The organism is Uliginosibacterium gangwonense DSM 18521 (assembly GCF_000373965.1).
Taxonomy (GTDB): Bacteria; Pseudomonadota; Gammaproteobacteria; order Burkholderiales; family Rhodocyclaceae; genus Uliginosibacterium; species Uliginosibacterium gangwonense.
In genome coordinates this window covers 594,622-601,747 of record NZ_KB892834.1, presented here as the reverse complement: position 1 = coordinate 601,747, position 7,126 = coordinate 594,622, and the positions used below count along the sequence as shown (strand labels likewise).

Below are 7,126 nucleotides of genomic sequence, written 5' to 3'. Positions count from 1 at the left end.
GTCGGCGTTGATAACCTGATTGTCGTCGATACGCCGGACGCACTGCTGGTGGCCCACCGCGACAACGTGCAGGACGTCAAGCACATCTATGCAACGCTCAAGAGCCGGGGCCATGAAGCCCACAAGACCCATGTCACCGTGCGCCGTCCGTGGGGCAACTATACGGTGCTGGAGGAAAGACCCAGTTTCAAGATCAAGCGCATCGTCGTCAAACCCGGCGCCAGCCTGAGCTTGCAGATGCACCATCATCGCAGCGAACACTGGGTCGTCGTCACTGGGATTGCCAGAGTCGTGTGTGGGGAGGAGGAGTTCTTCGTCAATCCCAACGAATCGACCTTTATCCCGGCGGGTTACAAGCATCGACTTGAAAATCCCGGCCTGCTGGAGTTGGTCATGATCGAAGTCCAGCATGGCGAATACCTGGGCGAAGATGACATCGTCCGTTTTCACGACAGCTACGGCCGAACTACCCCGGCCCGGTAAGATCCACCCCGTGGGGGCTGCAAGTCCCCCACGGTCGCGTCTCTGGGCAAATCGTGATGGGGTCAGGGTATGGCTCCACCGGGTATGCCACGCCAGAATCGGGGTACAACAACTTTTCCGTACCTCGCATCATGAGCGCACTCAGCATTTACGAAAATGCACCTGTAGGGGTCAATCTGGGCGGCTGGCTATCGCAGTACAGGGCATATGACCATCAGCATTTCCAGTCCTTCATCCGTGCCCCGGACATCCGCCAGATTGCTGATTGGGGGATGGATCATATCCGCCTGCCTTTTGATTACCAGATACTGGAAGACGACGCGCGTCCCGGTGTGTATATCGAAAGCGGATTCGAATATCTGGAAGCCTGCCTGGAATGGTGTGCCGAGAACAAACTCAGTGTCGCTCTGGACATGCACCACGCGCCCGGTTACAGCTTCACGCAGACGCTGGAAGGCGAAAATGGCAATCTGCTGTTCAGCCATGAAGCCGCCCAGGAGCGCTTTTTTGCGCTGTGGGGAGCGATTGCCCATCGTTTCAAAGGGCGTTTCCCTGCGCTCGCGTTTGAGTTGCTCAACGAGGTCGTGCTGCCTGACAGCGCACCATGGAACCGTTTGGCCAAGCGGGCCGTGGCCCGTCTGCGCCAGACTGACCCCACACGCACCCTCATCATCGGCAGCAATTTCTATTCAGCAGTCTATACCCTCAAGGAATTGGAGCTGCTCGACGACCCGAACATCGTCTACACCTTCCACTCGTATGAACCACTGATGTTCACTCACCAGCGCGCCCCCTGGGTGCCTGCCACACGCCTACACAACGCGGTGCTGGATTATCCGGGTGAGATTGCCGGGCTCGCCGACTATGTGGCCGCCCACCCTGAGTTCGAATGGGCCTGCGGCCCCCTGGTCGGCAAAACACTCAATGCCGATTTCCTGCTCGGCTATATCCGGGAAGCCCTGGAATTCCAGCAGCGTTGCCAACGCCCGGTCTATTGCGGGGAATTCGGCGTAATCGACATTGCCCCGGCGAAGAGCCGCCAGAACTGGCTGCGGGATTTTGTCGGTTTTCTCAATGCCCACAAGATTGGCCGCGCACTGTGGACTTACAAGCAGATGGATTTTGGGCTGGTCGATGCACAAAGCAAGGTCATCGACCCTGAGTGCGTCAAGATTGCCTGCTTGCGGTAAGCATAAAAAGGGGGCGCAAGCCCCCCTGACTATATCTATCTGGAGTATTTCGCCGTGATGCTTGTAGCACCCAGGCTATTGGCCCGCACATTGAAGCCCACCAATGCGGAAGTGGCGTTCTCGGGCACATCGAGCCGATCTACCTTCAGGGCATACAAGGTGAAGATATAGCGGTGGGGCTTGTCCCCTTTCGGTGGGCAGGCGCCACCATAACCGGTACTGCCAAAATCGGTACGCCCCTGTACCGAGCCTGCGGGCAGTTGTGCGCCATCCGCTGTGCCTGCGCCGGTAGGCAAGGCCGTAGCCGTGGCAGGGATGTTCCACACGACCCAGTGCCACCAGCCGCTACCGGTTGGGGCATCGGGGTCATACACCATCAGGGCAAAACTCTTGGTGCCGTTGGGTGCATTACTCCATGAAAGTTGGGGCGACACGTTCCCGCCCTCGCAACCAAAACCTTTGAAGACCTGCTTTTCATCCAGCTTGGCATTGGCATGGATATCCGCACTATGCAATTCAAATGCAGCGGCTGGCAAAGCGGAAGTCAGCCCTGCCAGTAGGGGTATCAGGATCATGGCATTTTTCATGGCGTCACCTCAAACTCGTGGTAAAACCGCAGTATAGAGCCTTTAGGCCAATTTGGACGACACGTGCGACTCAGGCATCCCAATGGTCGTGGCGCTCACGGCGCTCCAGGCGATAGTTGGTCACTTCCAGGCGGATGCCATCCGGGTCGGTAAAGAAGGTCGCCCAATAATCGGGAGCATATTCGGGGTACAGACGCGCTTCGGTGGCATCAATGCCCGCCGTGCGCAGGGCTTGGGCAAGTTCGATAACCTCATCCACGCTATCCACGCGCAAACAGAAGTGATGCAGGCCGGGGGCGTAGGAGTCATGCGGGTGAAGCCGCTTGGCCGGGCGCAGCACATAACCGAAATAGCGGTTGTAATACTGCACATGCGCGTCACCCACCAGGGTGAAACGGTTCTTGCGAAACCCGAGCAGACGCTCCAATACGATGTCATAAAACGCCTCGGCACGCGCCATGTCGGATACGGCGATGTAGATATGGTCAATCCCGGTCACTTCTGCCATCGCAGCATCCTTTACGCAAATATCATGAATCCGCCGCTGCTTGCAGCCTGCGCTTACGCGGTAAGTGGTAGCGGAAATAGAATAGCATCTCCAGCGCAATCAGGCCCAGTATCAGCAGCATCTGCAAACCCAGGCCGAAGTAGAAACCGGAGAATTGCGCATCAATCTGCTTGCGCAGGGCGTTGCCGAAAATCTCCGGCACCGTTTGATCCAGCGGCGAGAAATCCAGCTTTTGCCCGCTGCCAATCAAGACATGTTTGAGCCCTTCGACCGAAAACGCAGTCAATTCGTCCGTTTTGCTGGGGACGATAATATCTGGAAACGCTTCCAGCGCTTTGTGGACGGAATAGTTCAGCGCCACGGCCCCCGCCTTGAGCACCAGACGATTGACCACCTTGGCCTTGAACCGCTCAAACATGCCATTTGATTTCGGCTCGACCAGAAGCCCCTGTACCAGGGGCTGTACCAGATCGTGGGCAGTCACCATGCCCTGCTGGCTCATCGGCCCCAGGCGCTCGGCCAGGGCCACACGCAATGCGGGCATGCGGGCGGCCAATGCGGGTTGCAACTGGGTCGTCAGGGCCTCATGAACCTGACGCTGGGCGCCGTACAGGCCGCCTGCCATCAGCCCTGTCAGCAGACAAATCCCGAAAACAATGGGGTAGAAGAGCTTCGCCGCCATATTCCAGAAGCGATGCTCCCGGCGCAAGAGGCGACGGCGATGAATCTGCCACATGACCAACAATGCAAAGAACACGCCGAGGATGCCAAAAACCACCGCCCAGATCAGCAGCGTGACGAGCAGGCTGAACATAAAAGGGCTCAAAGCATCAAACCAAGTACGGGAAAAATCGAGAAATACCGCATTCATGGCTGGAAAAGGCAGGATGAAGAGTGAAGCCCAAGTATCCGGGCCACCCACCTAAAACACCACTGCCGCCGATCATTTCAGTCCAGGCGAACATCCGACCAGGGCACGCCAGTGAGCCGGGCAAGCTGTTCGGGCGTCAGGGCAAAGACCGAGTGCGGTGTGCCTGCTGCCGCCCAAACTGTGGAAAAGCGCTGCAGGTCGGCATCCATCAGCAGCCGTGCAGGCTGGGTATGCCCAAGCGGGGCCACCCCGCCAATCGCGTAGCCGGTGGCCTCGCGCACAAAATCCGCATTGGCGCGCCCCAGCGGCTCACCGACCAGGGCGCTGACCTTTTTTTCGCAGACGCGGTTATCCCCGCTGGCAATGACCACCACCGCCTGCCCGGACTGCTTGCCGCGAAAGACAATGGATTTGGCGATCTCGGCCACGGAGCAGCCGATCGCCTCAGCGGCTTCGGCACAGGTACGGGTGGGCTGGTCGAATTCAACGACCCGGGTATCGATGCCAGCATCGCACAGCAAAGCCTGGGTGCGCTGGGCAGTAGGATGGGTAGCGGATCTCATGACGAGGATGGGTGCAAAAAACGCCATTCAGATTACTCCGAATGGCGTTTGCATGCATCCTTTGCGCTCACACGCTCAGTGTCCAGAACTCAGTGGCCGGAGAAATCCACCAGGGTGAAGAGAGGCAGTCCGCTTTCACGGATCAGCTTGGAGCCGCCCAGTTCAGGCAGATCAACAATCGCCGCACCTTCCACCACAGTGGCGCCCAGGCGTTCGAGCAGCTTCTTGCCCGCCATCATGGTGCCGCCGGTAGCGATCAGGTCGTCGATGAGCACTACGCGGTCGCCTGCCTTGCAGGCATCGGCATGCATTTCCACTGTGGCGCTGCCGTATTCCAGCTCGTACTCTTCCTCAATCGTGGTGTAGGGCAGCTTGCCCTTCTTGCGGATCGGCACAAAGCCCACATTCAGCTCGTAGGCCAGGATGGCGCCGATGATGAAGCCACGGGCATCAATGCCTGCCACCACATCAATGTTGCTGTGCATGTAGCGCAGCACAAAGTGCTGGACCAGCACGCGCAGGCTCTCGGGCTCTTGCAGGAGCGGGGTGATGTCACGGAACTGGACGCCGGGCTGGGGCCAATCGGGTACGGTACGGATACGATCACGCAGGTAGTTTGGGTCAAGCAGCATAAAGGGGGATATCCTGAAACGAGTGGGGCTATTGTAACCGTCGCAATACAGGATTTTGACGCTGCTATACTGGCTGTCGTTGTATATAGATCAACAACAAAATAGAACTTGCCAACCCCCGGAGTCTTCATGCTGAAACGCCCCCTCGACCATTATCTGGAAATCTTCCTGTTCAATAGCCGCTGGCTGCAAGCCCCCCTTTACCTGGGGCTGGTCGTGGCCCAGGGGGTGTACGTCTTCAAGTTCCTGCAGGAACTCTATCATCTGGTTGCCAGCGTCACCGTGCTGCGCGAAGTCGACATCATGCTCATCATCCTCGGGCTGATCGACGTGGTGATGGTGGCCAACCTGCTGATCATGATCATCATCGGCGGGTACCAGACCTTCGTCTCCCGCCTGGATCTGGATGAACACCCGGATCAGCCGGAATGGCTCTCGCACATCAATTCGGGCGTGCTCAAGGTCAAGCTCGCCACGGCGCTGATCGGCATTTCGTCGATCCATCTGCTGCGGGTCTTCATCGATGTGGGCACCAAGATCAATCAGGCCGCCGAAAGCTTCGAGCTGACCAAGCTGGAACACAGCGCTGCACTGCAGATCGCCATCCATCTGACCTTTGTCGTCTCTGCCCTGATCATGGCCTACACCGACAAGATCATGACCAGCACCTTGCAGATTGGCAGGGAGGGCGAGCACTAGGCCCTGCCCATCCGGTCCACACCGCATATCACCGCCCCAACAAGACCATCCAGAGAGGAGCATCATGAGTACCATCCGCCAGGCTGACCTGATCGAAAGCGTTGCCGCCGCACTCCAGTACATCAGCTACTACCACCCCAAGGATTTCATCCAGGGCATGACCCGCGCCTACGAGATGGAGCAGAACCCTGCCGCACGCGATGCGATGGCACAGATTCTTGTCAATTCGCGCATGTGTGCCGAGGGCCATCGCCCCATCTGCCAGGATACGGGCATCGTCTCGGTATTCCTGAAGATCGGCATGGATGTGCGCTGGGAAGGCTTTACCGGTACGCTCGAAGATGCGGTCAACCAAGGCGTGCGCCAAGCCTACAACCACCCGGACAACAAGTTGCGCGCCTCTGTGCTGGTTGACCCGGCAGGCAAGCGTACCAACACCAAGGACAACACCCCGGCGGTGGTCAATTTCAGCATGGTGCCGGGCGATAAGCTTGATGTGATCGTCGCAGCCAAGGGTGGTGGCTCGGAAGCCAAGAGCAAGTTTGCGATGCTCAACCCATCAGATTCGGTGGTCGACTGGGTGCTCAAGACCGTGCCGACCATGGGCGCGGGCTGGTGCCCGCCGGGCATGCTGGGCATCGGTATTGGCGGCACGGCAGAGAAGGCGATGCTGCTGGCCAAGGAAGCGCTGATGGAACCCATCGACATCCTGGACCTGATCGCCCGTGGCCCCAAGAATCGGGCCGAAGAACTGCGGCTGGAACTCTATGAGAAGGTCAATGCCCTGGGCATTGGCGCGCAAGGTTTGGGCGGGCTGACCACGGTGCTGGACGTGAAGGTGCGGGACTACCCGACCCACGCAGCTAACCTGCCGGTCGCCATGATCCCCAACTGTGCGGCCACGCGCCACGCGCATTTTGTGCTTGATGGCAGTGGCCCGGTGTACCTTGATCCGCCGGCTCTCACCGACTGGCCGAGCCTGACCTACGACGCTTCCAAGGGGCGGCGTGTGAATCTGGATACCGTGACCTGCGACGAGGTGGCCAGCTGGAAACCGGGTGACGTGCTGCTGCTCTCCGGCAAGATGCTCACCGGGCGCGATGCCGCCCACAAGCGCATGACCGACATGCTCAACCGGGGCGAGAAGCTGCCGGTCGATCTCACCGGCAAGTTCATCTATTACGTTGGCCCGGTCGACCCCGTGCGCGACGAAATCGTCGGCCCGGCTGGCCCCACGACGGCTACACGGATGGACAAGTTCACGGAACAGGTGCTGGCCGAAACCGGCCTGCTGGGGATGATTGGCAAATCCGAGCGCGGCCCGGTGGCCATCGAGGCAATCAAGAAACATCGTTCGGTGTACCTGATGGCGGTGGGCGGTGCGGCCTACCTCGTCTCCAAGGCCATCAAGGCGGCCCGTGTGCTGGCCTTTGAAGACCTGGGCATGGAAGCAATCTATGAATTCGAGGTGCAGGACATGCCCGTGACTGTGGCGGTGGATTCCACCGGCATTTCAGTCCACACCACCGGCCCGCGTGAATGGCAGGCCCGGATCGGCAAGATTCCGGTCGTCACGCAGTAATTTGCAGGCAA

General features: G+C 59.0%; 9 protein-coding genes. 4 read left to right on the top strand and 5 right to left on the bottom strand.

Features of this window, described 5'->3' with window-relative positions; translation table 11 throughout:
* Nucleotides 1-483 (top strand): cupin domain-containing protein (locus B145_RS0102780; RefSeq protein WP_018605032.1); only part of this gene is annotated, 483 nt, incomplete at its 5' end.
* Nucleotides 484-539: 56 nt separating this feature from the next.
* A complete protein-coding gene (locus B145_RS0102775) occupies nt 540-1,673 on the top strand; it encodes a glycoside hydrolase family 5 protein (RefSeq protein WP_018605031.1) in 1,134 nt (377 codons plus the stop codon).
* Nucleotides 1,674-1,708: 35 nt separating this feature from the next.
* Here B145_RS0102775 and B145_RS0102770 read toward each other — a convergent pair whose 3' ends face one another.
* From B145_RS0102770 to B145_RS0102750, 5 genes are all read right to left on the bottom strand, one after another.
* A complete protein-coding gene (locus B145_RS0102770) occupies nt 1,709-2,248 on the bottom strand; it encodes a YbhB/YbcL family Raf kinase inhibitor-like protein (RefSeq protein WP_211209738.1) in 540 nt (179 codons plus the stop codon).
* Nucleotides 2,249-2,330: 82 nt separating this feature from the next.
* A complete protein-coding gene (locus tag B145_RS0102765) occupies nt 2,331-2,768 on the bottom strand; it encodes a VOC family protein (protein WP_018605029.1) in 438 nt (145 codons plus the stop codon).
* A 22-nt stretch (nt 2,769-2,790) separates the two neighbouring features.
* Entirely contained in the window at nt 2,791-3,690 is a 900-nt protein-coding gene (locus B145_RS0102760) for a hypothetical protein (protein ID WP_018605028.1), read from the bottom strand.
* Between the two features lie 26 nt (nt 3,691-3,716).
* A complete protein-coding gene (locus B145_RS0102755) occupies nt 3,717-4,229 on the bottom strand; it encodes a YbaK/EbsC family protein (protein WP_018605027.1) in 513 nt (170 codons plus the stop codon).
* Between the two features lie 62 nt (nt 4,230-4,291).
* Nucleotides 4,292-4,834: an adenine phosphoribosyltransferase gene (locus B145_RS0102750; RefSeq protein WP_018605026.1), complete on the bottom strand. Its 543-nt coding sequence runs from the start codon at nt 4,832-4,834 to the stop codon at nt 4,292-4,294.
* 129 nt (nt 4,835-4,963) lie between these two features.
* Between B145_RS0102750 and B145_RS0102745 the strand changes: the two genes are divergently transcribed.
* Nucleotides 4,964-5,533 (top strand): TIGR00645 family protein, encoded by a 570-nt coding sequence (locus B145_RS0102745; protein WP_018605025.1) that lies wholly within the window; start codon nt 4,964-4,966, stop codon nt 5,531-5,533.
* A gap of 64 nt (nt 5,534-5,597) precedes the next feature.
* The gene (locus tag B145_RS0102740; RefSeq protein ID WP_018605024.1) at nt 5,598-7,115 is read left to right on the top strand and encodes a fumarate hydratase; all 1,518 of its coding nucleotides are present in this window, start codon (nt 5,598-5,600) and stop codon (nt 7,113-7,115) included.
* Nucleotides 7,116-7,126 lie beyond the last annotated feature (11 nt).